This window comes from Neobacillus sp. K501 (assembly GCF_053749995.1).
This window is the reverse complement of sequence record NZ_JBSLYA010000004.1, coordinates 140104-163984: the sequence shown is the minus strand read 5'-3', so window position 1 is coordinate 163984 and position 23881 is coordinate 140104. Positions and strand designations below refer to the sequence as shown.

The window sequence follows — 23881 nt, the reverse complement described above, 5'->3', positions numbered from 1 at the left end:
TGATGAGGAGGTTTTTTTTCATGAGCATCAATCTGCAAAAATTAGAGACCTTTCGCGATGAGATTCGCTTGAAGACGTTGAAAGAGCTGTACCATCTTGGTTTTGGGCATTATGGCGGCAGTTTATCAATTATTGAAACGCTCGCGGTATTGTATGGGGAAGTGATGAAGGTCGATCCGCAGAACCCAAAATGGAAAGAGAGGGATTACTTTATTTTATCAAAAGGTCATGGCGGACCAGGGCTGTACGCCACCTTGGCGTTAAAAGGCTACTTTCCGGAGGACATTCTTTATACGCTAAATCAAAATGGCACCATCTTGCCATCCCATCCTGATCGGAATTTAACCCCAGGTGTAGATATGACAACCGGTTCTTTAGGCCAGGGAATATCTGCAGCAGTCGGAGTCGCCCTCTCTCATAAATTATCCCATCGAGATAATTACACGTACTGCATGGTTGGTGACGGGGAATTGAATGAAGGCCAGTGCTGGGAAGCAATCCAATTTGCCGCACATCATAAATTACACCGTCTGTTTGTGTTTGTTGACGATAATAAAAAGCAGCTAGACGGTTTGACGAAGGAGATTATCGACCCACTCGATTTTGAAGAGAAATTTCGGGCGTTTGGGTTTTATGCGATGAAGGTGGATGGTCGTTCCTTAACGGAAATTTATGAATCGATTGAAAAAGGGAAATCGCAGACCGTGCAACCAGTGGCAATTATCCTCGACACGGTAAAGGGACAGGGTGTTCCTTATTTAGAAGAAAAGGCAGATAACCATCATATTCGTCCAAGTCAGGCGGATAAGGGAGCGATTCATGCGGCGATTGCCGAATTGGAAATCAAGCTTGGAAAGGCGGTGAGTTCATGATGCAAGCACCCTCTAGAACGTATGAGTTAGACAAAATCGAGATGAGACAGACATATGCCAACACGCTATTAGAGCTCGCGAAGGGAAATCCGCAGGTAATCGGCTTGGAGGCCGATTTAATGAGTGCAATCACTACCAATAAAATCATGAAAGAAATCCCTAACCAATTGATTAACTGCGGAATTATGGAAGCGAATATGATTGGCGTGGCAGCTGGTTTGTCGCTGACAGGCAAAATCCCTTATGTCCATTCCTTTGGTCAATTCGCGACCCGCCGTCCATTTGACCAGCTATTTGTCTCAGGAGCCTACGCCAAAACAAATATAAAAATCATCGGGTCAGATGCAGGTGTAACAGCAGAGTTTAACGGAGGCACCCATATGGTCTTTGAGGATCTTGGTCTTGTCCGGTTAATTCCACAAGTAACGGTTTATGAAGTCAGCGATGCGACGATGTTTCGGTACTTGCTGCGAAAAGTTGAAAACGAGTATGGCATTCATTACTTCCGAACGATCCGGAAAAATGCCGTAAAGCTATACAACGAAGGGGAGGTTTTCGAAACCGGAAAAGGCAAAGTGCTGCGCGAAGGCAGTGATGTAACGATTATCGCAACTGGAATTATGGTTGCGGAGTCTTTAAAAGCGGCAGACATGCTTCAGGAACAAGGTATCGATGCCGCTGTTATCGATATGTTCACGATCAAGCCAATCGATCGCGAGTTAATCGTAAAATATGCGAAAAAAACGAGAGCGGTGGTAACGGCGGAAAACCACAATGTCATTGGCGGGTTAGGCAGTGCGGTAGCCGAGGTACTAAGCGAATATTGCCCAACACCACTTAGAAGAATTGGCGTGAAAGAGCAATTCGGCCAGGTTGGAAAAGTAGACTACTTAAAAGAATTTTACCAGCTTACTCCAAAGGACATCGTCAATAAGGTAATAGAACTGGTGTAATCCTATCAGTACCCAGAGCAAGGGACACTTTCATTACCAGTGAAGGTGTCTTTTTTAAATTCGACTTCCGTTTCATATTTCTCTTGCATCTGGAGATTCTTATAATGAATGATAATCCGAAAACATAAGGTGATGGGATGAATCGATTTACGAAACGGTATTCCGATATAATCTTTAATTTACTTAGTGATAATAAATGGTGGAGTTTAGCGGAGCTATCCGAGAGGACGGGGTACTCCAAGAGTACGATTTGGCGCGATATCGTATTTTTGGAGAGTATCCTCCCTGAGGATTGGAGTGTGGAGAAAAATGAAACCCAAGGTATCCGTCTCCACAAACCAGAGAATGGAACATTGGAAGAGTTATTGGCCCAAATCCGTGAAAAAAATACTTATTTACATACATTACGATTAATTCTTTTAAATGACGGCGTGGATATTTCGCAGATTTCAGCAGAAGTTCATATTAGTCGCTCTGGGGCGTACCGCCACCTCGAAAAATTAGAGGATGTTGTTAACGAAGCTGGTGTTACACTAACATCGAGTCCTTTTAAACTCATTGGAGATGAAAGAAAGATTCGACGATTTATCATGCAATATTTGGATTTTATGTCATTTGAATCGCAGCCTATAAATGAAGAATATGAGGGACCGAAAGTGGAATCCACCTTGGCCGAACTGTCCAAGAAATATTCAATTTCTTTTCGAATTGGTGCATTGCACCGACTTTCGATGGTATTAATGATTTCTAATCTTCGTATTTCAATGGGATATTACGCTGCTTTCCCCAAGGACCTCTTACAAACCTATGAAGGTAGTAAGTTTTTTGAGTTATCTAAAGAAATGGTCCGATTTATGGCCAAGTGCCCTACTAGAGAGATTCAACTACAAGAAATACTCTTCTTTTCAATATATTTGATGAGTGAAGAACGGCCGCTTAATAAATCCGATTCTCTCCAATATATTAAAAAAAGAATGAAAACAAATCGAGGATTTCCGTTCACAACCTTTTTAAATCATCTTTCTGAATATATTGGCTTTAATTTATCAGAAGATGATGTTTTTTTATATTATGTATTTCAAACCTTCAAGAGAATTAATTTCGAAACCGAGTTTGAGACGGAAACAGTAAGGACCTCGATGCTGCAGTATCTTCCTTATTTCCAATCGAATTCGATTTTTCAAACAATCGAAGAGTTGGCAACAGAAGACTTTGCTTCTATCCCTTTAAAAATTAAGAAACTGGATGTTCTAGAAATCTTCTCACTGCTTCAGGCTTCCATCTTGCGTAAGTGGAATCAGTTTAAAATTCAGATTGCTTTAGTGAGCCGAACATATGACGAAAAGGATTATATTCGGGAAGTATTAAAATTCCATTTTGGTAATCAACTGGCTATCTCCACTGTGGACCCATCGGCCTTAGAGTTAATTTACAATTACGAGGAATTTGATTTGATGATTTCCACAGACGTCGGCCATACTGCTGTTATGATCGAGCACATTCCGACGATTAAAGTATCAGCCTTTCCGACTCCTCTAGAGTTAATGGAAATCAAACAATTTATTGAGAATCAATTTTTCCGTCATCTGGGTATTAAGCGGAGTGACATGGCAACCTGGTAAAAAAGGCATCCGAGTCAACGGATGCCTTAAGGTTAGAGATCAACAACAATTTATTAATACAGGGCATTTTTCAGTTGGGTGTCCCATGAGTGAGGGGGGACGAAAGGTTTTCAATTCAAGGTATTCAATAAAGGAATGCATTAAGTCCTCATCAAAGTATTTTCCACTGAACGAATACATTTGCCGGAGTACTTGAATATGTTCCATTGGTGATTGACCCATATAACCATGACGAAGCGAATCATACGTATCGACAATCCGAATCATCCTAGCTAGAAAAGGGATGTCTTCTCCTTTAATACCGTAGAAACCAGTGCCATCCATATTCTCGTGGTGGAAAAGAATGACATCTGAGAACTTAGAAGAAAGAGAAGGGACTTTGGATATCAATAATTCTCCAAATAGAGTATGCTGCTTGTACTCGTTAAACTCTGGTTCCGTTAGTTTGTCTTCTTTATTTAATATTGAAGGATCAATCTTAATTTTTCCGATGTCATGCAGCGCGCCAAGGAGAAATAATTGGTCCGTGTCTTTAAGATTTAAATAATGGCCAAATCCATACAAATCACTTGCTACTTGAAGTGAGTGTAAGAATGTCCGATTACAATGATTGCTCAATTTTGTGAGTAAGCTTAATGTATGCTCATCCATCTCTGACACTCCTTTAATGAGGTGTTTGCTATATTAGAATAGCATTTATGGTTTCAGCCGGAATCTCAGAATTGAAACTCTCAAATCTATTTTTGATGTTTTTGTAGCAACGGAAATTTTGAAATCGTATTTTTGAAATCGTCTATTTCAAAAAAGAAACACCAATTAATGTTTTTTCTATTAGACTAAATTTTGTTTAACTCCCTGATTTCAGGCAAGTTCTTTACAATGAAGTGAAGAACTTGCCTTTTTTTTTACTAGAAGATTTTTGTCGGAATTATTTTTCTAATTTTGATTGCATGCAGAACTTATGTTCGATTATAATAATATTGAGTGCTGGTAATAATGGCGCTAACGTTAAAAGATAGCGAAGGAGACGGGAAAATGATTAAACCTTATTTAATGTTTAACCGAAATTGTGCAGAGGCTTTTAGTATGTATCAAAAGGCTTTTAATGGAGAAATGATTGCCATTCAAAAATATGGTGATATGCCGCCAAGTCCTGAATTTCCTATTGCTGAAGAGGATAAAGACCTTGTTTTACATGCAGAATTGAAATTAACAGCATCTGGACATATTATGGGTTCTGATAGTCAACGGGAATTACAAGAAGGAGAAAAAGTTGTTATCAGTGTCGAGCTTAATGATGAGGAACGTGCCATCAGCGCTTGGAACATCCTGAAAGATGGCGGAAGCGTCTTTATGGACCTTGCCCCAACCTTTTTTGCGAAGCTTCATGGTTCGGTGAAGGACAAATATGGTGTGACCTGGATGTTTACTGTGAACTAGAAACGGTTTTACATTCTCACCTTGAATTTTTTTCAAAAAGCAGGAATATCCTGAGTTTGAAAAGAATAGAAATGTGGACTAGGAACAGGGGGAGAATGAATGGTAACAAAAGACCAATTGGCTGAGATCAAAGCCCTTCAAGAGGTTTGTGAGAAACAAGGCGGATTTCAGTTAAAGTTGAATTTCGATATGCTGGAAAATCGTGCAGAAAATAAGGAAGAAGACTTCTTCCATTATGAGGATGGCAGGCTTGTAGGTTTTCTTGGAAGCTATGGATTTGGGAATAAAGTCGAGCTTTGCGGGATGGTGCACCCAGATTACCGCAAAAGAGGCATTTTTTCTAGCTTGCTGAGAATGGGACTAGAGGAAGCCAGGAAACAAGGAATCAGAACGATCTTGTTAAATGCGCCTACCGGTTCTCAATCAGCAAAGGAGTTTTTGAAAACGATTCCTTGTGCCTTTGAAGTGGCTGAATACCAAATGAAATGGCAGAAAACAGATTTGATCATTGATCCGACGATAACGCTTAGGCCTTCTGTATCAAAAGCAGATTGGGAGGCGGAAATCCAACTCGAAGTCTTGTGCTTTGGTTTTACCGCAAAGGAAGCCGAGGAGTTTAACGAGATGATCCGGGAAACAAGCAATGATCAAAACCTAATCATTGAACTTGATGGGAAAACCGTTGGAAAAATGCGTGTCGCCGAATCAGATGGTGAAGCATGGATTTTTGGATTTGCCGTTTTCCCAGAGCATCAAGGAAAAGGAATTGGTCGAAAAGCATTATCCAAAGTGGTGAAAATGGAAGACCAAAAAGGCTTATCTATCTTCCTCGAGGTAGAAGCACGAAATGCCCATGCACTGGGACTTTATGAATCATGCGGATTTAGAAGCTACCATTCACAGGATTACTATTTATATCAATACTAGAAGAAAATGACGTGGTCTTACACGTTATTTTTTTTACCTATTACCTTAAGAAAATCGACAATATTTTTGCCAGAAATAGCAAGTATATATGTTTATGAAGGCGTTTTTTGCAGGTTTAATCAAACGATTAATTAGTTGAGGTTTGTATTCATCAATCGTTTGATTAAGAACGTAGATGTCCCCATTATGCCAAGCTTTCATGTCTTTAAATGGGAAAAAGTTTGTCGAGCCATGGATTCATTGTACAATGGAGAAAAAGGGAATATTTGAAAGGATCGTTATGGCAAAAAATATCTTAATTGTAGATGATGATTCAAAAATTGTGGAATTGATTGAAATATATTTATCGAATGAAGGATATAATGTGTTCAAGGCATATGATGGGGAAGAAGCTTTAGATTCTGTAGAAAAGCACGAGATCGATTTGATGATTCTTGATGTGATGATGCCCAAGCTTGATGGCCTCGAGGTTTGTAAACAGGTACGGAGAACAAGTCAAATTCCGATTCTCATGCTAAGTGCGAAGGCAGAGGACATGGATAAAATTATTGGGATTATGACGGGTGCCGATGATTATTTGGTTAAGCCGTTTAATCCACTTGAATTGACCGTTAGGGTGAAGGCGTTATTACGGCGTTCAGCCTTTGTTCAAAATGTGGGGCAGCGGGAAAATGGAATTCAAATTGGCCCACTTGTAATTAATAAAGATACGCATTCTGTTAAAATCGAGAATCAAACGATTAAACTCACGATGTTAGAATTTGAAATTCTCTATTTGCTGGCGAGTCAGCGCGGTCGAGTTTTTAGTTCAGAAGAGATTTTTGAGGCAGTATGGAAGGAAGACGGCTACGGTGCCAGCAAAACTGTGATGGTTCATATCAGCAATCTCCGCGACAAGTTAGAAAAGGCCTCGGGTGGAGAGAAGTTCATCCATACGGTTTGGGGAGTGGGGTATAAACTTGAATTATAGTATTCGAAATATCCTTCAGGTTGTTCCGAGATGGAAGCTTGTCCTCTATTTGTTTGCGAGTGTTTTTCTCACGATTGTTTCTACGTATATGGTAACCCAGTCTGTGAGGAATTTTGTTTTTAATTCGGTTACCCTAAGTGGATTGTGGGAAGAGCTGACCAGACTCATTGGAGTATATAAATTTAATCTGTTTATGGTCGATTATGGAGGCCTCCTCTATCTGCTATTAAATGGTGTTATTTTTTTATTCTATTTACTGTTATTCTACTATCACATTCAAAACATGGTTTATCGCCATCAATCTAGTGAAATTGTTGATCAAGTAGGATTCATAGCGGAAGGGAATTTTGACCATCAACTGGAATCCTCCAACATTCCTGAATTTAAGGAACTTGCCAATCATGTGAATGGGATTGTCGCAAAGTTACAGCAGTCACTGGAAGAGGAGCGTTTAGCTGAACAGGCGAAAAAGGACTTAATCACCAATGTCTCACATGACTTGCGGACACCACTAACAAGCATTACTGGCTTTTTAGGGTTGATCGAACAGGATCGTTATAAGGATGAAACCGAGCTTCGCTACTATGTTACATCGGCTGCAGAAAAGGCCAATCGACTCCAGCAATTATTGGATGACTTATTTGAATATACACGTGTTCAAAATCGAGGACTAAAGGTGAAAAAAGCCCCGATTGATCTTGGGGAAATGCTCGCCCAGCTTGCCGTTCAATTTCGACTTGAAATGATCGAAGCGGGAATGGAGTGCCGCGTTTTTATCCCAAAAGAGAAATTGATGGTTGAAGCAGATGGAACGAAGCTGGCAAGAGTGTTTGAAAACCTGATTAGCAACGCCCTAAAATACGGAAGCGAGGGCAAATTTATTGATCTCTATGCGAAAGTGGATGCAGAGAAAATAAAAATTGAGATCATCAATTATGGAAATCCTATCTCCAGCTTAGATTTACCGTTTATTTTTGAACGTTTCTATCGGGTGGAAAAATCAAGAAGTGATAGTGATAAGAGCTCCGGACTGGGGCTAGCGATTGCAAAAGGGATGGTCGAGCTCCACGGCGGAACGATCGGAGTCGAGAGTGACCAGGAGCGGACCGTTTTCACGGTTACATTGCCAAAATTGTAGATCGTTTCTCCTTTTTTGTTTTTAACGTTTAACGAAAGCTGCCTCGGCAAGAGTGCAGTTTTTTTATTTTTTTGTAAAAATTTGAAGGATTTTGTTATTTGATAATAGGAAAATATACCTAAAAAAACAAAAGACAATGGAAAATAGAATTCTAAAGCATTTTTGTCTAATTTTGTTTATTGTATGAAACGACTATTTTGATAAGATTGACCTATTTATCAGGTGGGATTAAATTCATCTATTGGAAAAATATGATAAAAGTGATAAAAAAGGCCTATGGAATATCCATATTTCTTTTCTTATAATGAAAAAGGCTTAAGTAACTGGAAATGATTAGATATTATTCTAGTATTTAGGTAATTTATATTATTAGCTTAAAAGTATGAATAAGGAGAGGATTCTCTTTTATAGACTAGAAAGAAGGCAGAATCGTAATGGCTCTTAAAGAAATCGTTTCTTTTCATGTAGTGTTCGCTATATTTTTTGGGATATTAGGGTATATTTCATTCTCGTTGTTAGCAGACAATAATGTTTTAGAAATAAAAGCTTTAATAAACGATTATGATCATGTAGTCGCTGAGCAGGAAAAGGCAGGGATCATCATGATTTTCCTAAATAATATTTCCTTTTTCTCTATAGTCTGTCTATTACCATTAATTAACATTATATATTTAATCGTTCAATTTTTTAATATAGGTACATATATCTATCAAATACAAGAGTTAGATTTATTACAGCAATTCAATTTGCTCTACAGACACTCCATATTTGAAATAGTAGCGTTAATTATATCAATCTACATAAGTTATTCATTATTACAAATAGCCAATACCTATTTGAAAAGTACGGTTGATGATTTTCCTTATCGGAGAAAGTTTAAAAAAGTAGCAATCGCTTATGTTTTGATTCTGATCTTAACTCTGGTTGGTGCATTATTGGAGGGAAATGTTCGTGTACTCGTTTAATCATGTGGATTTTAAATACTCAGACTATATACTGAAGGATTTCAGTATAGACATCTACGATAAAAAGATAGGGATTATAGGAGAGAATGGAATTGGTAAAACCACATTATTGAAGTTAATGAGTGGACAACTAACACCAGATATTGGCGGTATTTCTATTTTTGGGGAATCCTATTTTGTGAATTTTGATTTAAGCAAATATAAGCAATTCACACCTCAGGATATGTTGGACATGTGTAGGAAATTAAAGTCCTTTCATTGTACTAGAGATGTAGAGTATGTTGCTGCGTTAAATATCCCTTCCTATATGAATGTTCCGATTGGCAAACTATCAAAAGGAACATCAAAGAAAGTAGCACTTTTGTTGGGTTTGTTATCTGTTCATCCTGTTTTATTAATCGATGAGCCATTCGAATCTTTAGATGAAGCTTCGAATGAAAATATTATTCGGTTATTTAAAGAAGAAGAAAAAGGGTTGGTAATCGTTAGTCATGATATCCGTATGCTGGATCAATCCGTGGATACCATATATGAGTTGAAGAATAAGGGATTGAGTATGAGTGATGTTAGATTACTGCTATAGTTTCTGTACCATACTATTAAAACGAAATAGTAGAAATATTGTTAAAGAGATTTTCCTAGGTATCATTGCTTCACTAATACTTATGGTGGCTTATCAAACAGCTGGAATGATTTGGGGAAATTTAATAGTATTGTTCTATTGTTTTATGATTCACATAACTTGCATGGTAGAAAACGAGACCTTCTTTAGTTATCAAGACTTTGAAATATTAAATTTTAAAGGAAATAACGTTCATTTTAAGGTCATCTATTTACTACAAAGAATTCTATTAGATATGTTTGTTGCCAATTTTACTGTGATTGTAAGTGTCTTTACCTATTTACTCATTGCCGCTGATGTTACGAACTCACTTTTTTTTCTAACCATTATTATCATGAGCCATTGTTTAATGCCAAGTTATAATTATTGGGCATATAAAGTGGGTGACCAAGGAGTAATTGCATCTGTACTATTCCTCCTTCTATTTTTAGTTTTAGTGGTTGTTGGAGCTGTTCACAGCATAGACCCGATACGCTGGTTGTTTAGTGGTAGTAGTTATCTATGTTCTTTATTATTTGTTTTGTTCACTACCGTTTATATTCTTGTTCTGGATTTTATTAGTCACCATTATAAAAAAAGGCCAGGATCCATCTTCCATACTAGATTTTTCTTTTCATGGATCAAACCAATGAATGTATTTGTCTTTAAAGACTATGTCCTATTTTATAAACATGTATTGTTTAACCTCGTCATGATCATTACATTATATAGCCTTTTGATCATGGGTACAGAGGAGAGATTACTCCCATTTATGACTGCCTTTATTATCGGTAGTAATAGTATTTTTGCTGTAAAAAAGAAAAAACAATACACTTTGATTTCGGAAGATTCACTTTTTGATGAGTCCATCATAAAAATGGATATCAAAACAATCAGAATCACAAAACTGCAGACCATTCTAAGTGGTTCGATTATCAAAATAATCCTATGCTATGGGATTCTGTTCTACCATGGTTTTCATGAGTGGATGATCTTTTCTTCATTGGCAGTCATCATGATTCTAGGTTCAGTCATCGAGTTTATCTTCGTTTATCGAAATAGACTTTCATCGACCATTATGAATAAAATTTTGGTCTATACAGCAATTGTTTTATTTGGAATATCCTCTTATTTTGATACCCATTATATGCTTCTTTGGACTTATATAATGGTCCTTAGCTTATATTGCTTGGTATTCACCGTTGAGTTATTAAGTAAGGGTTTAGTTCAATCGACTACCAAAAAAGATTATTATTTTGCCAAATCATAAAAAAGGAAAGGAGTGGAGTATATGAAGTCAGTCAAATCCAATCAAAAATTACTCCTTTTTATATTATTAGTAGGACAAGTGATTTTAGGTGTCCTAACAGCAGATAAGGATTTTGTAGCTGTTTTTGAAGGAAATCAAAAATATTTGTGGTTCTTGTTATTAGCAATCTATTATGGCGTTTTATTATTCCTGACCATTTTGTTTGTCTCATTTTTAACCAAATTAAGTTACAAGATTGCTAACAAAGAAAACTATAACCAAACAAAAGTGACGATTACATCTGTGTGGATCTTAATCATAACCTCGTATACACATATACTCGTACTTTACATCAATCATTTCATGTATAGAGGGGCTGAGCTTTTACTATTATTTATTATCCCTGTTATCGGTCTTCTTTTTACCATAATAAAGGATACGAATATTTTAGGGTTTAAAAAAATAATTGCTATTATTCCGCTCATTATTTATTTGGGATTCGATGTTATGACCATTTACGCCGTCATGTAATAAATGACTTTTCCGCTTGTGGTTGAGCAATATTTCATAGTTTGAGAAGGGGAGAAATGACAGAATGGATAGAAAAACAAGAGAGGCATTAGATGCTATTGAGAAAATAAAAGCACCAGGTGATACCATTTATGAGATTTCCCGAAAGGAGAAGAAATCTGCAGGGTTTGTCTTATGGGATATGTTATTCGATAATATCCTATCTACCTCCAATTCACTAATGAAAGACAAGGTCATGTATTTACTTGCTTCTGAAAAAAGTGGAAAAATACTAGAAATTGAACATGGGAAAATAACGAATACGGTAGAGATCCCTAGTTGGACGAGTGAGCAAAAGGATCATTTTAAAAAGGTCATTATTAATAATTACGTATATAAGAAGTTTAGAAAGTTAACGTAAAACATACAGACGAAGGAAGTATGAATATGAAAAGGAAATTCATCAACACAATAGTATTTGCGGTATTATCTGTACTTTGCATTACAGGGTGTTCATCTAATCAGCAAACGGCTGAATCCGAAAATAAATCGAAAAAGGCAAGTGAATTTCCGATTGAATCGATCGAAAAAAATCTTGATCAGAATGAATTTAAAAAAAAATATCCAGACTACCAAATTGAATTTGATAAAGAATCAGGGATGGAATCCATTTCCATCATGAATCACGACCCTAAGGATATTGTCAACCTGCCAAATTACCAAGAACTCATTCAATATGGATATATTAGCTTAGAATCGGATGATATGGTCTATGCCATTGATATATTTATCGATGATACGGGAAGCTTTTACTCAGCTGAATATGATGCGAAAACAAAAGAGTTATTAACGGAAGAAGGAGATTGGACTCCAGAGGGGGATCTAGCGGAGTTTGTAGCGGAAAGATTAGAAATGATGGACTTCGTTTTGCAATAATAAACAAGGGTGGATAAATCTGTGTCGAATTGTAAGAGAAAAGTATATTTACCATTTTTCATCATTATTCTAACTATTGGCATTTTGTCCGCTTGCATAAACAAAGAAGAAGCATCTGTTGTTGAGAAATATCAGCTGAAGGAAGAGGAAATTAAATTTAAAGGTTATTTGTCACCGATACAGACCAAAACGCTTGATCTTGAAGAATCAAAGTTGCTTGTAAAGAACGGCGATCAAGTGGTTGCAGGTGATATGTTAACGAAAATCGATGATAAAACAAAAGCTGAGCTGGATGGATTAGAAAAAAAACAGCAACAAATGGAAGTTGAATTAGGATCCTTCGATAAAAATATATCAGAAATTAAGAAAGGCCATTATTCCATTAGTTCAGATCTATCTACAGAAGTTGAAACTTTAAAGGAATCCATACATTCTCAGGATTACGTGATACAGGAATTAGAGCTAAATCTTCAAGAAATTAAATTCAGCTATGAAACGGAAAAAAGTAATTTTAATAGGAAACTAACTCAAAATAAAACAGATATCAATAGTTTAAATAGCAGGCTTGAAAAACTCAAAGCTTCCTCTCAAGATGCGAATTTGATAGCTGAAGAAGTGACAGGGATCAACAATGAAATCAAGCTCCTTGATCGTGAATGTAAGGAATTAGAGGCCAGTCTTGCAGCATTGGAACAAACCTATAAATACAATGAGAGTAGAACAAGGCAAACCTTGCAAAACACGATTTCAACCAAGGGGTCTTATGAAGAAAAGTATCAAAATATTATCAAAGGGAATAGTAAAGACCCGTCTGTAATGGCAGCCCTTCAACAGTTTGAAGAGGAAAGAAAAGTGATACAAGAAAATCTGGATGAAATCAAAAAAGAAATGGACACCCTTCGGGAAGAATCACAAATCGCGGCACCTTTTGATGGTCAAATAATCGTCACAAATGGAAATGTAGTGATTCAAGGATCAAAATATCACTTCTTATTTGATGCCACCGAAAAACAGCTTGATGAAGTGAAACAACTTGATAGCTTGCAGTTGGAATATAAATCTAAAATCATTGGGAAACTGACATATCATTCCTCCAAATATAATGAGGAAATCTCTGTTAATGGTCAGGTACCTTACTATAGTATGGTTTTTGAGATAGACTCAACATCGGATTATAAACCGATGCGCAACGCAACAGCCTTTATGGTCTATAAGAAAGGAATTACCATACCTGATGAGTATTTAGGAAAAAACAAAGATAACTATTATGTCCTAATCAAAGGGAAGAAAAGGAACGTAAAAGTTGAAAAACTTGATACGCAGTATATTCTCATTGAGGGTGCCAAAAAAGGAGACATACTGGAAAAGGTTGTGAATAGGTAAGTGATTCAATTAAGGGACATATATAAAACCTATATAGGCCGTAATTATGAGGTGAAGGCACTGAATGGCATTGATATCACGATACCAGATTCTCAATATGTTAGTTTAGTTGGAAAAAGTGGTTCTGGAAAATCTTCGTTAATTAAGGTCATCGGCATGTTAGATTTTGATTATGAGGGTGAGTATATCTTTAAACAAAAAAAAGTCGAAAATGACAGCGATCAAATCATTTCGAACTATCGAAAGAAAATCGGCTATGTTTTCCAAGACTTTCAATTAATTAATCGCTATACCGTTCAGAAAAATGTAGAGATTGCCAGTGTCATTAAACTAGGTAAACTGGATTTAGAAGCGGTTGATGACGCTCTTAGAAGAGTTGGAATGGAAGACAAGAAAGACAGTTATCCTGACGAACTAAGCGGTGGGCAAAAACAACGAGTTGCAATAGCAAGAGCGATGGTCTCAAATCCTGATATCATGATTGCAGACGAACCAACTGGGGCAATAGATGAGGAAAATACGAAGGGGATCCTCAGACTCCTTCAAAATATCCACGAAGCATCTAATACGACAATTATAGTAGTTACACATGATAAAGATGTTGCTTTAACAGCTCAACGTATCATTGAGTTAAGAGATGGCAGGGTAGAAAGTGATTTATTTTGTTAAAAATCTAAAAGAAACCTTTCAATATAATAAATTCAGGTCGATCTTAACGGGCCTAGGCGTATTTATCGGAATTGCAGCCGTCATAATTATTCTCACCATTTCTACTAGTTTTTCCAAGAATTTAGTAAATAAATATGCTACTAAAACCACAATCGGTTTGGTCAATAGTGTGGATAGCATTGTGGATTTAGATAAGGTAATGAGTGGTAGTGAGGTAAAGGATAATATTGATCAAGTACGAGATTTGCCTGGAGTTAAGAAGTTTTCTGAGGCGTTCGTTGAAGAAACGGTCGATGTCTATGTGGAGCAGTCTAATGTTTTTAAAGAGAATGTTGTGGTTGAATTTAAAGATATTGAGGTAACGGAGGGAGTCTCTTTTAAGGAGAGGACTGGAAATATCGTCATTGTTCGAAACAATGAAGAATTTGATACAGACTATTCCATTGGTGATTTGATTTACGTTAATAATGAGAGTTATGAAATAATCGGGATCACCGATGAAGTCAGTGAAACAAGTCCAAGCCTATATTTTCCATCGGAGTTAAGGTCGATTATTGAGGTTAACTCCAATTCGATAAGTAGTACATTTGATCTTGTGCTTCAGGAAGGGTTCAAACTGGATCCTATAAGAGACCAGGTATTAACCATCATGAATAGTAATTTGGATGATAATATGAAATTTATTGACTATTCAGAGGAAACAAGCAAGGCAATAAAAGAGACAATAGGGAGTATTTCTATCTTCCTAGTACTGATTGGCACGATTTCATTGGTGGTAGCTGGAATAAATGTGATAAATATTATGTACATATCCGCATTAGAAAAAATGAATGAGGTAGCCATTTATCGAGCGATGGGAATGAGGAAAAAAACAGTTATTAGTTTATTTTTAATGGAAGCGTTAGTAATAGTCGTTGTATTTGCTATACTAGGTTATTTGTTTGGCCTATTAGTAGCGGCTATTATCTTAGCCATTCTGGATATACCTTTCGTGTTCTCTGTATGGCATATGTTCCTTGTGTTATTTATAAGCATGATACTAGGGATTGGAGCAGGAATAAAACCAGCCATTAATGCTGCTAATTCAAGTCCAGCATCCTTATTAAGATAAGCAAGTTTTGTAGATTACTTGAAAGGAGGTGAAAAATATGAAAGCAGGTTATCTTGTAGGTAAATGGGTAAGTAATAAGCTTAAGTCTTGGTCTCAACAAAGTATCATCAACTATCTTGCTGCATCAGTTGGTAAGGCTGCAGCTAAGAAAATTGTAAGTAAAGTAGTACAAGTTGGTGCAACAGCAGCAGCAGCATACATTGCTACATTACTTGGAGCAAGTGGAACGGTAGCTGGTCCAGTTGGAGCAATTATCGGTTTTGCAACGGGTTGGCTCTAAAACTAACGGTTTTGAAAACAGTATAATTAGATGGGACGCTTTGTAGCCGCAAAGCGTCTTATTTTTTTATTTAGAGCCAACCTTATTTTTATCATATCCACTTTGTTGATTTTATTCAACTTTTGAGTGAAAAATACATATAAATTACTAGCTTTTCATTTTATATTTGGGAATTTATTACTCACTACAAATTAATAGAAAAGTAATATTATGCTCCATTAAGTGGAAAGGTCTGTGAGAGTGACCAGGAGCAAACTGTTTTTTTCAAGGTCACCTTGCCAAAATTAAAAAATCTTTAGAAATTCTTTACCTTTTCTTTCACTTACCTAGAGGTCTATTTTGTAAGCTTTAATAGAAGTTCAAGATGGAGGGATATACGGTGAAGAAACGAAAAATCACGATACTATTTTTTATTGCCATTATTTTGATGTTTGCTGTGGTTGAGTTTGATCCTTATTTTTCAATTAAGGAACCAGACGTCAAGGCAAAATCTTATATATTAATTGATGCAGAATCTGAAGAAAGCTTGATTGGAAAAAATGAGGACGTGCCCTATGCTGCAGCCAGTATGACGAAGCTAATGACGGAATACTTGGTGTTGGAAAGGATTAATAATGGAAACTTAGACTGGGATGATGAAGTTGAGGTTTCAGCGCATGCTTACAGTGTGGAGGGGGTCCGAATCAATGTACCCATTGGTGCGAGGTTAACAGTTCGTGATTTGTTCAACGCGATGGTAGTTGCCTCAGCGAATAATGCCGCTGTTAGTCTTGCGGAAGCGGTGGCAGGGAGCGAAGAAGCCTTTACGAACCAAATGAATCAGAAAGCGAAAGAACTGGGATTATCGGATTTAACTCATTTCGTGAATGCTACTGGACTTTCAAATTCAAAAAATGAAGAATCACAAATGACTGCGCGTGATGTTTCAAAATTAGCAGTGAAGCTACTAGAACGATATCCCGAGATTCTCGAAATCACGAAGCTTACTTCCTATCAACTTCAGTATGATGGAATAGTAGTGCAAAGTACGAATCAAATGCTGGATGAAAATAACCCCGCGCTTTGGTTAGAAGGGGTGGATGGCCTAAAGACAGGATTCACCGACCAGGCAGGCTATTGTTTCACGGGGACGGTCGAACAAGATGGAGAAAGGTTTATCTCAGTCGTGATGGGGACAGATGAAACCGATGCAAGATTCATCGAAACAAAGAAATTGTTTTCTTACGGATTGGACAGGCCCTATATCCCTTCTGTTAAATCCGTTGTGAAAGAAGTGGTGGACTGGTATTAGTACCAGTCCTTCTAGCTGTAGTGCGGAAACCTCCAAATTATGTAACCTTTATCAAGTGCCTTATTTGCCGGGATAGGCGGCAATTTGGTTGCACTTGCCAAAAGCGGGGATTTTGAACTGATTACAGACTATGCGATACAATATATGGAGAAGGTACGTGCCGCAAGAAAGTCATTTCAGCACGTAAACTAAAAGGAGGTTAGCTAGATGCCAACAAGTTTAAAGGACACAGTTACGTTACATAACGGAGTGAAAATGCCATGGATGGGTTTAGGAGTTTTTAAAGTTTCCGAAGGGGAAGAAGTGGTTGAATCGGTAAAAGCTGCGATTCGAAATGGTTACATCAGTATTGATACCGCTGCTATTTATCAAAATGAAGAAGGTGTCGGTCAAGGAATTCGAGAATCTGGTGTACCTCGTGAAGAATTGTTTGTGACGAGCAAGGTTTGGAATTCAGATCAAGGATATGAAACCACCTTACAAGCTTTTGAAACGAGTTTAAATAAGCTAGGGCTAGATTATTTGGATCTTTATTTGATTCACTGGCCTGGTGTGGATAAATATAAAGACACTTGGAAGGCGCTTGAAAAATTATACAAAGACGGTCGTGTCCGTGCGATTGGCGTTAGTAACTTCCAAATTCATCATTTAGAAGATTTAATGAGTGACTGCGAGATTAAACCAATGGTTAACCAGGTGGAGTTCCATCCTCATTTAACACAAAAAGTACTTCTTGCGTTTTGTCAAAAAGAAGGTATTCAAATGGAAGCATGGTCACCATTAAAGCAAGGCCAGCTTTTAAACGAACCTGTTCTTGTCGACATTGCGCATAAATATAACAAGTCCGTTGCTCAAGTCATCTTACGCTGGGATCTGCAGCATGAAGTGGTTACGATTCCAAAATCAATCAAAGAACACCGCATCATCGAAAACTCGGATATCTTTGACTTCGAACTAACGCAGGGAGATATGGAAGAAATCGACGCACTTAACCAAGACAGCCGTGCGGGATCACATCCGGATACGATGAGAGTAGGGTTTTAGCGCACACTCTTCCAAATAAAATGTTTTGGCCTGAATTTGGTAACCAGCTCTAGTGTAGTAAAATAAGCGGAGAATTTCCGGTTAAATGCAGAATGGAGCCCGTTTCGGGACAAATAAGGGGAAATTTTCCGGTTAAGCAAAGCAAAATCTTCTATTTTCGAATTTTTTGAGTAAATAGGCGGAATCTCTCCGCCTATTTAAGCCTTTTTTAATAAGTATTAAGAAATAAGCGGAATTCTTCCGTTTATCTATTAGCTCGGGTGCTTATCCTAATCCCCCAACCGATAAGCTTAGATGAGGGAATCCGCAGTTAGCTTATAAAGATCCTTCATGGTGCATTTTTTTTATGACGATCCGCACCCACCACCACAACTTGAGCAGCTGGATCCGCCGCCCGACGAGCAGCTAGAACAATGGGACCCACCGTGGCCCCCGTCTCCATGACCGCCTTTATCGCTGTTATCGTTCGATGCATACCCGCAAAAAACAGCAGTTGAGCAGCCGCTTGTGTATTTGGAGGCATTGGCCGCCGCATATACTTTTGCGTGTGTCCAATAGTCATCAAAATAGTAGTAGGAGCAAAAGACCATGACGAATGACAACTGAGTCATTTCCCCAAAGGTTTCCTGCTTCTTAAACGATCCCTTTTTGTCCATTTTTTCAGCTTCGTGTAATTGCTGCTTCATTTGGATGACCAAATATTCCACAATTTCCTTGTTTTCCTCGGTGACTTTGAAGTATTTTTCCATCAGCCATTCTTTTGTATGGACGTTGAAATCCTTCAATATAGCAGTATCGAGTGGATATCTGAAAAAACTCCCCCATGTTCTCCAGCTGAATTCCGTAACCGTGAACAGTTGGGAAAATACCCAGTCAAAAAAGGCTCGTTCCTGCGGTACCGGTTTTGGATTGGTATTTGGCGTATGGTGGAGCATTTTTCCTAAAAACTGCTCGGAAAAGACCTGGTATTTTTGCGTGAAGAGAATCATCTGATGCCAAATTTCATCTACTTCCTCACTAAACATTGGAGCTTGCTTTAATAAATTGGTTAACAAGAAATACCGCTTCAGCTCAAATAAGCGCCACTCAAATTCATCCGCCGTTACCTTTGGATTTTCTTGGAGAAAACGCTCCTTCACTTGGCTTACAAACTCATCATCTAGGGCTCCATCCAATCTATTAAGCAATGAATCTATTGGTACACCTGGAAGAATCCCGAGACGCGACGGGATATTTTCCTTTGATAACTTCATTTGCTCGTTCTTTTTTGAAAAATAAACAGCACCAACCGTGATTCCACCTAAAATAATTCCGGCTGCTACAATTCCAGTAATCATTCCATCACCCCTTAAATCCTATTGTATAATATTGGATAATTTTTCTAAATAGCTCTTTTAAAAAAAGCTGTGTAATAGCGACATGATAATCCTCTGGTGTTTGTGCTAAAGTAAAAGTAGAGACCATTTAAACAATAATGAGGGATATTAATGTATAGAATCATGATGATTGAGGACGATGAAAAAATTAGACGGATTGTCGCGGATACCTTGAAAAAGTGGCAGTATGATGTCGTGGAAGTGGCTGAGTTTGACCAAGTGCAGACACAGTTTGAAGCGGCTGAGCCCCACCTAGTTTTATTAGACATAAACCTTCCCGTTTTTGATGGCTATTATTGGTGCCAGCAAATCCGCTCCGTTTCCAAGGTACCAATTATTTTCTTATCATCGAGAAATCAGAACATGGATATCATTATGGCCATCAATATGGGCGGGGATGATTTTATCCAGAAGCCGTTTGATTTGGATATTCTTATCGCAAAAATCAGTGCGCTCATCCGCCGGAAATACACCTATCAGGCAGGTGAGACCTTAACGTTCAGCCATCGGGGCCTGAAATTAAATGTGACCAATTCAACGATTGAATATGATGGAAAAAGTACGGAGTTAAGCAGAAATGAATTCATCCTCTTACAATTGATGATGCGGAATATCGGAAAAATTGTTTCGCGCGAGGACTTGATGCAAGCACTATGGAATGAGGATCAGTTCGTTGATGATAATACCTTGACGGTGAATGTGAACCGAATGCGACGGAAAATCACTGGGCTTGGGCTGGATGATTTCATTGTGACCCGAAAAGGAATGGGGTATTTGATCGAATGAGCTTCCTGCGCTTCTTACAATTTGAAAAGTCCTATATTTATTTGTATTTGACTAGTTTCCTTATTTCCGCCGCGGTGTTTTTTATCGATAGCGGCGGGAAGTTTGAATGGGGGACTTTTAGCTATGCTTTTATTCTGTCTTTCCTTGTATTACTCGGATTTATGATCTATCGCTACCAGCAGAATACACGAGTGATCCGACAAATGAAAATGAAGGAGAATTACGATAGCGTATCACTGGAAGGAGATTTTGCCCAACAGTACATCGAGGATCTCCATAACCAGCATATCCGTGAGATGAACATCATTCAAGAACGAAAGAATGAACACTATGATTTTATTGTTTCTTGGTTCCATGAGATCAAAACGCCGATTGCGGTTCTTCGTTTACTGCAGCAAACCGATATGGACTCGGATAGTTTAAGAGAAGAAATTTCGAAGATTGAAAATTACGTTGATCAGGCGCTCTACTACGCCAAACTCGACAGTTTTAATCAGGATTACGATATTCGAAAATGTGACACTATCAAGGTTACAAAGGAGATTGTGAAGTCACATTCGAAAACCTTTTTTTCCAAAAAAATCCGTGTTAACATCGAGGTAGATTCACTAGAGGTTCAAAGTGATCCGAAGTGGCTGCAGTTCATTGTCAATCAGTTGGTGACCAATAGTTTAAAATATACCGAAATTGGTGGAGAGATTACGATTTCAGCTTTAGAAACACCAAAAGAAAAACAGCTGATTGTTCGGGATAGTGGGATCGGCATTAGTCCACAGGACCTGCCGCGGATTTTTAATCGTGGGTTTACAGGGGAGACGGGACGTACGCATGCGAAGTCTACGGGAATGGGGTTATATTTAGCCCAGCAGTTAAGTAATAAATTAGGACATTATATTAGTTGTACGTCGGAAGTGGGGGAGTACACTAAATTTATCATCCACTTCCCAGTAGATATGGATCCATATTTAAAAATACACGATGAGTAGAAGCACTCACCGTGTATTTTTTTCACTGATAATTTTGTAGTAAATGGATGTTGATGATAGGTAAAAGATTAAATACGTTAGTACATACAATCCCATGACGGAAAAAATGATCGTCGTTAGCGAAGGTAAATCTTTTATGATTAGAATGACGGTGTAATATAAAAGAAACCAACTGTGTACCAATCCAAGGATGAGTGGCGGTAAAAAGACGAACAACAATTGCTTGCGAATAATCCTTTTAATTTCTTTATCGTCCACTCCCATTTTTCGCAGAATAGCGAAGTGTTCTCGCACTTCTGTTGCTTCGCGCAGCTGTTTGAAATAAATGACACTTCCTAAAGCAAACAAGGCAATGACGGCAAAAAACGCCACGGAGAACAAAACTAAAGACGACGACTCGGTATCAATGGAATACATATCGATAAAGGCTGAATAATAGGCGCCTTCTGTCTTGCTAACTAGATCGTATATTTTTCTTGAAACGTCATTCGCTGTTTTCGGATCTTCAATCTGGTAAATTTCATACGAAGAAAGGGGATGATTCGCTTTTAAGTCCGCAAAGGCTTCGTCTGAAATCACAAGTACAGAAGGTTGTGGAGCGGTATCTCCACCAGGATTTGTTGGGATACTTAACAACGGATAGCGGATTTTTTCGACAATCCGAAATGTCTGATCTTCTAATACCGTCATCTCAGGCTGTGGGCTTTTATATTTAGTCGGTTCATCAATTCCTCTTGTTAAAACAATGGCTTCTTCCCCATCTACCTCTACTTTTTCACCGACTCCACGTAAATCCACGATTGCATTTAATTGTGACTCAGGGAAAAGGTAAAACTCTTCGGTATAATATTCTGGATAGCTTAATACTATTTTTCGATTTTGAATTTTTTCAGTTTCAATTCCGGTGATGGTTTCATGAGCGATAATCGGATGAGAGTCATTCATAATTTGTTCGATTAGGTTTAGTGTTCGATCATCCTGTGTCGAAAAGGCAAAATGGTTCGGAAATTCCTTTTTAACAACATCTGCTTTTACGGCATAATCAACGGCAATAAATCCAACCGCAAAGATAATAACTGCACTAATCAAGGAATTAAACGTAAAGTTAATCGTATTTCCTCGAATCGAAAAGCGAAGGGAGGAAATCCATAACATTTTGTTCCCTTGAAAGTAATTTTTACTTTGACTCATTCTTTGTAATACCCAACCAGAAAACTGGCGGAAAAATAAATACGTTCCGAGAATCAATGCCACGGTTGTTGCGATTAAGGTTACCTTTTGATGATCTTTCCATAGGTCTGTATTTCCCGAAAGTGTGATCGTGTAATAGGATCCGACAATCAGGATAATCGACAATAGTGCTAAGCCAAAAGAAAATCTAAACGGTTTATCCATTTTTTCTTTTGCATGAAATAATTCAACTAGCTGCACACGACGGACGCTAAGATAGCTTTGAATCGTAATAATCCCAATTAATAGAGCGAATAACAAAATCGTTGAAACAATCGCCTCAAGTGGAAAGGCAAAAGAAATGTCCTCATTGTAGTGCATAAGATTCATTAGTACGGCACCGAAGAATTTCGATAATAACCCGCCGATTAAGATCCCGCTGGATACAGAAATGGCACTTAAGAATAATGTTTCAAAAAAGACCATTGCCGCCACTTGTCTTTCTTTCATCCCGTAAAGTAAATACATACCAAATTCTTTTTTTCGCTGTTTCATGAAAAAGGAGTTCGCGTACAAAATAAAGAACACAATAAACATAAAGACAATCACCGAGGCAATGGAGATAACCATTTTGTAGTTTTCTTTATTTTGAATCGCTTCGACTACGTCCTTGTTAAACGTTAACCCCGAAAAGGTAAAGTAAATGACAACCCCGACAAGCATGGAAATGAAATAGATGGTATACAAGCGGAAGTTCCGCTTCACATTCCTCCAAGATAAATCCAATAAACTCATCGCTTGTCACTTCCTATTGCACTTTGAATCGTTAGGATCCGGTCAAAAAATTCTTTTTCTGATTGTTCTCCTTTAAACATTTCGTTGACGATTTTTCCATCACGCAGGAATACCACGCGCTCACAATAGCTTGCTGCATATGGATCGTGGGTAATCATTAGTACAGTAGTGTTAAATGTTTGATTCAGTTGTTGCATTTGTTCAAGCAGCTGGGTAGCGGACCGGGAATCCAGTGCACCCGTCGGTTCATCGGCAAAGACAATCGCTGGATTGGTAATAATCGCCCGCGCTGCAGCTGTCCGTTGCTTTTGGCCGCCGGAAATTTCAGACGGATATTGATGTAAAATGGATTCGATATTTAATGATTCAATTATTTTCGCTAACCGCTGCTCCATTTCCGCGACAGGCGTTTTTTGCAGGGAGAGCGGCAACAGGATATTTTCTTTCACTGTTAAGGTATCAAGTAAATTGTAATCTTGAAAAATAAAGCCCATTCGTTTTTGGCGGAATTCCCGTAAGGCTTTCTTTTTCAAATCGAGGAGTGATTGTCCCTCGATCCAGACTTCTCCGCCGTTAAAGGAATCAATGGTGGAGAGGGTATTCATTAAGGTGGTTTTCCCTGAGCCAGACGGTCCCATAATGGCGGTGAATTCCCCTTTTTCAATCGATAAATCAATATTTTTTAACACTTGTGTTTTTCCGTAAGCTTTCGATAGGTTCTTTGTTTGAATTATTTTCGTCATTGTTTCGTCCTCCTTCACCACCATACTATACCGACTAATGTGCCCTCGAACCATCGAACTAACA

Annotated in this window: 25 protein-coding genes; 21 read left to right on the top strand and 4 right to left on the bottom strand. The window is 37.9% G+C overall.

Features of this window, described 5'->3' with window-relative positions; all coding sequences use genetic code 11:
* Positions 1-20 precede the first annotated feature (20 nt).
* From ACWM35_RS11525 to ACWM35_RS11515, 3 genes are all read left to right on the top strand, one after another.
* A complete protein-coding gene (locus ACWM35_RS11525) occupies positions 21-872 on the top strand; it encodes a transketolase (protein ID WP_454818476.1) in 852 nt (283 codons plus the stop codon).
* Complete coding sequence (locus ACWM35_RS11520) at positions 869-1825, top strand: transketolase family protein (protein WP_454818474.1); 957 nt, start codon at positions 869-871, stop codon at positions 1823-1825. The genes ACWM35_RS11525 and ACWM35_RS11520 overlap by 4 nt, the downstream gene beginning before the upstream one ends.
* A 137-nt stretch (positions 1826-1962) precedes the next feature.
* Positions 1963-3447 (top strand): helix-turn-helix domain-containing protein, encoded by a 1485-nt coding sequence (locus tag ACWM35_RS11515; protein WP_454818472.1) that lies wholly within the window; start codon positions 1963-1965, stop codon positions 3445-3447.
* A 39-nt stretch (positions 3448-3486) separates the two neighbouring features.
* Here the strand turns inward: ACWM35_RS11515 and ACWM35_RS11510 are convergent, their stop codons facing one another.
* Entirely contained in the window at positions 3487-4098 is a 612-nt protein-coding gene (locus ACWM35_RS11510; protein WP_454818470.1) for an HD-GYP domain-containing protein, read from the bottom strand.
* Between the two features lie 384 nt (positions 4099-4482).
* Here ACWM35_RS11510 and ACWM35_RS11505 point away from each other — a divergent pair, with 384 nt between their 5' ends.
* The 16 genes from ACWM35_RS11505 (at position 4483) to ACWM35_RS11430 (ending at position 17961) form a co-directional block, all read left to right on the top strand.
* Positions 4483-4887: a VOC family protein gene (locus tag ACWM35_RS11505; RefSeq protein WP_454818468.1), complete on the top strand. Its 405-nt coding sequence runs from the start codon at positions 4483-4485 to the stop codon at positions 4885-4887.
* A gap of 99 nt (positions 4888-4986) precedes the next feature.
* Complete coding sequence (locus ACWM35_RS11500; RefSeq protein ID WP_454818466.1) at positions 4987-5814, top strand: GNAT family N-acetyltransferase; 828 nt, start codon at positions 4987-4989, stop codon at positions 5812-5814.
* A 280-nt stretch (positions 5815-6094) separates the two neighbouring features.
* Positions 6095-6784: a response regulator transcription factor gene (locus ACWM35_RS11495; protein ID WP_454818464.1), complete on the top strand. Its 690-nt coding sequence runs from the start codon at positions 6095-6097 to the stop codon at positions 6782-6784.
* A 1-nt stretch (position 6785) separates the two neighbouring features.
* Complete coding sequence (locus ACWM35_RS11490; RefSeq protein WP_454818939.1) at positions 6786-7922, top strand: sensor histidine kinase; 1137 nt, start codon at positions 6786-6788, stop codon at positions 7920-7922.
* A gap of 434 nt (positions 7923-8356) precedes the next feature.
* Positions 8357-8887, top strand: a complete 531-nt coding sequence (locus ACWM35_RS11485) for a stage II sporulation protein M (protein ID WP_454818462.1) — start codon at positions 8357-8359, stop codon at positions 8885-8887.
* Positions 8874-9470, top strand: coding sequence for an ATP-binding cassette domain-containing protein (locus tag ACWM35_RS11480; RefSeq protein ID WP_454818460.1), 597 nt, complete (start codon positions 8874-8876; stop codon positions 9468-9470). Before ACWM35_RS11485 ends, ACWM35_RS11480 begins: the two co-directional genes overlap by 14 nt.
* The gene (locus ACWM35_RS11475; protein ID WP_454818458.1) at positions 9448-10758 is read left to right on the top strand and encodes a hypothetical protein; all 1311 of its coding nucleotides are present in this window, start codon (positions 9448-9450) and stop codon (positions 10756-10758) included. Before ACWM35_RS11480 ends, ACWM35_RS11475 begins: the two co-directional genes overlap by 23 nt.
* A gap of 21 nt (positions 10759-10779) precedes the next feature.
* Positions 10780-11268, top strand: a complete 489-nt coding sequence (locus ACWM35_RS11470) for a hypothetical protein (RefSeq protein ID WP_454818456.1) — start codon at positions 10780-10782, stop codon at positions 11266-11268.
* Positions 11269-11332: 64 nt separating this feature from the next.
* Positions 11333-11668 (top strand): hypothetical protein, encoded by a 336-nt coding sequence (locus ACWM35_RS11465; RefSeq protein WP_454818454.1) that lies wholly within the window; start codon positions 11333-11335, stop codon positions 11666-11668.
* Positions 11669-11694: 26 nt separating this feature from the next.
* Positions 11695-12183 carry a hypothetical protein gene (locus ACWM35_RS11460; RefSeq protein ID WP_454818452.1) on the top strand — a complete coding sequence of 163 codons (489 nt, stop codon included), beginning with the start codon at positions 11695-11697 and terminating at the stop codon, positions 12181-12183.
* A 21-nt stretch (positions 12184-12204) separates the two neighbouring features.
* Complete coding sequence (locus ACWM35_RS11455) at positions 12205-13566, top strand: hypothetical protein (protein ID WP_454818450.1); 1362 nt, start codon at positions 12205-12207, stop codon at positions 13564-13566.
* The gene (locus ACWM35_RS11450) at positions 13567-14235 is read left to right on the top strand and encodes an ABC transporter ATP-binding protein (RefSeq protein WP_454818448.1); all 669 of its coding nucleotides are present in this window, start codon (positions 13567-13569) and stop codon (positions 14233-14235) included. It abuts the gene before it with no gap.
* Entirely contained in the window at positions 14219-15346 is a 1128-nt protein-coding gene (locus ACWM35_RS11445) for an ABC transporter permease (protein WP_454818446.1), read from the top strand. The genes ACWM35_RS11450 and ACWM35_RS11445 overlap by 17 nt, the downstream gene beginning before the upstream one ends.
* Positions 15347-15383: 37 nt before the next feature.
* Entirely contained in the window at positions 15384-15626 is a 243-nt protein-coding gene (locus ACWM35_RS11440) for a hypothetical protein (protein WP_454818444.1), read from the top strand.
* 379 nt (positions 15627-16005) lie between these two features.
* On the top strand, positions 16006-16917 hold the full coding sequence (locus tag ACWM35_RS11435) for a D-alanyl-D-alanine carboxypeptidase family protein (protein ID WP_454818442.1): 912 nt from the start codon (positions 16006-16008) through the stop codon (positions 16915-16917).
* Between the two features lie 207 nt (positions 16918-17124).
* Complete coding sequence (locus ACWM35_RS11430) at positions 17125-17961, top strand: aldo/keto reductase (protein WP_454818440.1); 837 nt, start codon at positions 17125-17127, stop codon at positions 17959-17961.
* Positions 17962-18305: 344 nt separating this feature from the next.
* Here the strand turns inward: ACWM35_RS11430 and ACWM35_RS11425 are convergent, their stop codons facing one another.
* Positions 18306-19298 carry a hypothetical protein gene (locus tag ACWM35_RS11425; protein ID WP_454818438.1) on the bottom strand — a complete coding sequence of 331 codons (993 nt, stop codon included), beginning with the start codon at positions 19296-19298 and terminating at the stop codon, positions 18306-18308.
* Positions 19299-19448: 150 nt separating this feature from the next.
* On the opposite strand from ACWM35_RS11425, the gene ACWM35_RS11420 reads away from it, so the two are divergent.
* On the top strand, positions 19449-20123 hold the full coding sequence (locus ACWM35_RS11420; protein ID WP_454818436.1) for a response regulator transcription factor: 675 nt from the start codon (positions 19449-19451) through the stop codon (positions 20121-20123).
* Complete coding sequence (locus tag ACWM35_RS11415; protein WP_454818434.1) at positions 20120-21109, top strand: sensor histidine kinase; 990 nt, start codon at positions 20120-20122, stop codon at positions 21107-21109. The genes ACWM35_RS11420 and ACWM35_RS11415 overlap by 4 nt, the downstream gene beginning before the upstream one ends.
* A gap of 6 nt (positions 21110-21115) precedes the next feature.
* Here the strand turns inward: ACWM35_RS11415 and ACWM35_RS11410 are convergent, their stop codons facing one another.
* Positions 21116-23074 (bottom strand): FtsX-like permease family protein, encoded by a 1959-nt coding sequence (locus ACWM35_RS11410; protein WP_454818432.1) that lies wholly within the window; start codon positions 23072-23074, stop codon positions 21116-21118.
* Positions 23071-23817, bottom strand: coding sequence for an ABC transporter ATP-binding protein (locus tag ACWM35_RS11405; RefSeq protein WP_454818430.1), 747 nt, complete (start codon positions 23815-23817; stop codon positions 23071-23073). The genes ACWM35_RS11410 and ACWM35_RS11405 overlap by 4 nt, the downstream gene beginning before the upstream one ends.
* Between the last annotated feature and the right edge of the window lie 64 nt (positions 23818-23881).

What these genes read in the sequence shown, in the direction of transcription:
- ACWM35_RS11470 (WP_454818456.1), top strand. Translation starts at nt 10,780, where the DNA reads ATGAAGTCAGTCAAATCCAATCAAAAATTACTCCTTTTTATATTATTA.
- ACWM35_RS11430 (WP_454818440.1), top strand. Translation starts at nt 17,125, where the DNA reads ATGCCAACAAGTTTAAAGGACACAGTTACGTTACATAACGGAGTGAAA.
- ACWM35_RS11460 (WP_454818452.1), top strand. Translation starts at nt 11,695, where the DNA reads ATGAAAAGGAAATTCATCAACACAATAGTATTTGCGGTATTATCTGTA.
- ACWM35_RS11405 (WP_454818430.1), bottom strand. Translation starts at nt 23,817, where the DNA reads ATGACGAAAATAATTCAAACAAAGAACCTATCGAAAGCTTACGGAAAA.
- ACWM35_RS11495 (WP_454818464.1), top strand. Translation starts at nt 6,095, where the DNA reads ATGGCAAAAAATATCTTAATTGTAGATGATGATTCAAAAATTGTGGAA.
- ACWM35_RS11500 (WP_454818466.1), top strand. Translation starts at nt 4,987, where the DNA reads ATGGTAACAAAAGACCAATTGGCTGAGATCAAAGCCCTTCAAGAGGTT.
- ACWM35_RS11420 (WP_454818436.1), top strand. Translation starts at nt 19,449, where the DNA reads ATGTATAGAATCATGATGATTGAGGACGATGAAAAAATTAGACGGATT.
- ACWM35_RS11525 (WP_454818476.1), top strand. Translation starts at nt 21, where the DNA reads ATGAGCATCAATCTGCAAAAATTAGAGACCTTTCGCGATGAGATTCGC.
- ACWM35_RS11415 (WP_454818434.1), top strand. Translation starts at nt 20,120, where the DNA reads ATGAGCTTCCTGCGCTTCTTACAATTTGAAAAGTCCTATATTTATTTG.
- ACWM35_RS11425 (WP_454818438.1), bottom strand. Translation starts at nt 19,298, where the DNA reads ATGATTACTGGAATTGTAGCAGCCGGAATTATTTTAGGTGGAATCACG.
- ACWM35_RS11505 (WP_454818468.1), top strand. Translation starts at nt 4,483, where the DNA reads ATGATTAAACCTTATTTAATGTTTAACCGAAATTGTGCAGAGGCTTTT.
- ACWM35_RS11440 (WP_454818444.1), top strand. Translation starts at nt 15,384, where the DNA reads ATGAAAGCAGGTTATCTTGTAGGTAAATGGGTAAGTAATAAGCTTAAG.
- ACWM35_RS11410 (WP_454818432.1), bottom strand. Translation starts at nt 23,074, where the DNA reads ATGAGTTTATTGGATTTATCTTGGAGGAATGTGAAGCGGAACTTCCGC.
- ACWM35_RS11520 (WP_454818474.1), top strand. Translation starts at nt 869, where the DNA reads ATGATGCAAGCACCCTCTAGAACGTATGAGTTAGACAAAATCGAGATG.
- ACWM35_RS11515 (WP_454818472.1), top strand. Translation starts at nt 1,963, where the DNA reads ATGAATCGATTTACGAAACGGTATTCCGATATAATCTTTAATTTACTT.
- ACWM35_RS11485 (WP_454818462.1), top strand. Translation starts at nt 8,357, where the DNA reads ATGGCTCTTAAAGAAATCGTTTCTTTTCATGTAGTGTTCGCTATATTT.
- ACWM35_RS11510 (WP_454818470.1), bottom strand. Translation starts at nt 4,098, where the DNA reads ATGGATGAGCATACATTAAGCTTACTCACAAAATTGAGCAATCATTGT.
- ACWM35_RS11465 (WP_454818454.1), top strand. Translation starts at nt 11,333, where the DNA reads ATGGATAGAAAAACAAGAGAGGCATTAGATGCTATTGAGAAAATAAAA.